Source organism: Synechococcus sp. PCC 6717 (assembly GCF_022698185.1).
Lineage (GTDB): Bacteria > Cyanobacteriota > Cyanobacteriia > Thermosynechococcales > Thermosynechococcaceae > Thermosynechococcus > Thermosynechococcus lividus.
Genome location: NZ_JAKLTV010000050.1, coordinates 1 through 2,296 on the forward strand (window position 1 = coordinate 1; position 2,296 = coordinate 2,296).

The following is a 2,296-nucleotide window of genomic DNA, read 5'->3' on the forward strand; positions in this document are numbered from 1 at the left end:
ACGGGCACAAAAGGCATTGAGTCGCAAGCAAAAGGGGTCTCGCAATCGAGAAAAAGCACGACTTAACCTTGCTCGAATCCACCAACAGATTGCCAACGCCTGTGCGGGAGTGGGATTGTCCCAACTGTGGAGTCCACCATGACCGAGATATGAATGCAGCGATAAACATGTTGGCCGTGGGACACACGGTGTCAGTCTGTGGAGCTAACGTAAGACCTGATGAGCACACGCTCAAAGGGCAGTTGCGCAAGTCCAGCAATGGAAAGAAGCAGAAACCTAAGTCGTGAGGCTTGGGAATCCCCGCTGCTTGCGGCGGGGAGGATGTCAACTAGTTGCGGGTGGGCAGCTCAAAGACAAATCCCTCATAGTAGAGGAGTTGGCCGTCTTCACTCTTGACAGGACGCGCACTTTCACAAATCGTAGTAATACTGTCATCAACTCGATACACCTTAGATACAAGGTTCTGAACAACACCACGACTTTGAACTTGCTGCTGAAACCTTTCCCAAGCGCTACTGTCCACGTAGGGACGCTGGGTGTGGTGCTCAATATCTGCTAGCCAGTCCTGAGCATCAGCATAGCCATAGATGCGTGCAAGGGTGTCATTCACTTTAAAATACACCCCCTCCGGCGAGCTTTGATAAATGCCAATTGCCGCTTCCTCAAACATTTGCCGATACTTTTCTTCAGCCGCTTGCAGTGAGGATACTAGCTCCCGTCGTTCTTCAATGATTTCCTGTAATTGCTGATTTTGCTTCTTAAGGAGGGCATTTTTTTGCCGCAGTTTACGCTGCAACAGTGCAATAGTGAGTTGGTTTTTGACCCGAGCTAGCACTTCCGCCTGCTGAAACGGCTTACTGACGTAGTCCGCGCCCCCTACCTCAAAGGCTTTTACCTTATCGAAGACGTCATCCAGTGCACTAATAAAAATAACTGGAATAGACTGGGTCTTGGGGTTTTCCTTGAGGGTTTGGCACACTTCATAGCCGTTCATGTCTGGCATCATGATATCAAGGAGAATGACATCCGGTGGCTCTGCTTCAATTCCCATGAGTGCCATTTGACCACTAATGGCTCCGCGGACATCGTAGCCCTCCATTTGCAGTAAGGCAGTCAAGACTTCAACATTTTCAGGGGTATCATCGACAATTAAGATGCTGCCCGCCCCTGAATCAAAGAGGTCGGTGGTCATGCGGTGGCCTCCCAATGGCGATCGTGGGTCAGTGCACTAGATAGTCCCCATCCTATCAAACGTGCCCCTGTTTCTGGGCATGGAGGCAACCATAGCGACCACTGGGGAGCGTGTTAGCTTCTGACTAGAATAATCAGAAATAATCAGAATTGAGGCATCCTCAAATGTACGGAGTAGGTGAGAAGGGGAGTCTTGGGCTGTATGAGCCTGCTAGTTGCCCCCAAACGGGTGACGCCAGAGGTTACCTGCTTTAGCCTCTTTGTCGCAATGACCTCCCGCAGGGGCTTGAGCAAGTTTATCGAATGTGAGCGAAAAAAACCATCCGCTTGCGGCGGGGAGGATGTCAATAGTTGCCTATGCCAGATTATAGAAACCGGAGGGTTCGGGAACCGGATAAAACCTCGCTCGTTCACGACGGAGATACAGAACGGTTCCCGCGTCTACGGCAGTAGGGAGAGTCAGCCTTGACATTCTTCGATATACCGTTTCACTGTCTGGGCTGAAACGTTCCCGGTAGTACCCCAATAATAACTGTCTGCCCAGAGTTGGGATTTTTCATGCAGGTTTTTGAGATGTGGAAATTCCATTCTGAGCCGTCTTGAACTGTACCCTTTCATGATGGTCACCGCCTGAGAAGCTGACATTCTAGGAGGAAACGACACAAACACATGAACATGATCCATCAAGGTTCGGTCTACCTCAATGGCGATTAGTTCCATATCGTTGTTTTCAATCGCTTCAGTCACATACCTTTTGGTTGCTTCAATGATTGCTTCCTTGGTAAATATTTTGCGGCGCTTGAACGGAATCCAGACAAAGTGATGTCCTGACTGATACGTGCAATGACGAGTCGATTTTAGCTGTATGCCATCTTCTCTCATACGGTTGCTATTCACGTAAATCGGCATCTATAATAACTGCATACCATCTTAACCTAATGATGCTTTTAGCCGTCCAAAAAGATGTTTTTCAACCTGACAAGCAGCTTGCTCAGTTGCTTACTGAGTTAGCGCGTCTTGCCAACAATCTCTACAACCAAGGCGTGTATGAGTCTCGGCAATACTTCTTTGAGCAAGGACGGAAACCGTTCAAGGTTCTGAAGTA

The 2,296-nt window shown here is 48.8% G+C and carries 3 protein-coding genes; 1 reads left to right on the forward strand and 2 read right to left on the reverse strand.

All coding sequences use genetic code 11. The features are described from left to right. The first annotated feature begins 101 nt into the window (after positions 1–101). On the forward strand, positions 102–287 hold the full coding sequence (locus L5470_RS12745) for a zinc ribbon domain-containing protein (RefSeq protein WP_499500190.1): 186 nt from the start codon (positions 102–104) through the stop codon (positions 285–287). Between the two features lie 41 nt (positions 288–328). Here the strand turns inward: L5470_RS12745 and L5470_RS12750 are convergent, their stop codons facing one another. Beyond that, the gene (locus tag L5470_RS12750; RefSeq protein ID WP_448527898.1) at positions 329–1,192 is read right to left on the reverse strand and encodes a response regulator; all 864 of its coding nucleotides are present in this window, start codon (positions 1,190–1,192) and stop codon (positions 329–331) included. A 458-nt stretch (positions 1,193–1,650) separates the two neighbouring features. After that, positions 1,651–2,100 carry an IS200/IS605 family transposase gene (gene tnpA, locus L5470_RS12755; RefSeq protein ID WP_499500189.1) on the reverse strand — a complete coding sequence of 150 codons (450 nt, stop codon included), beginning with the start codon at positions 2,098–2,100 and terminating at the stop codon, positions 1,651–1,653. Between the last annotated feature and the right edge of the window lie 196 nt (positions 2,101–2,296).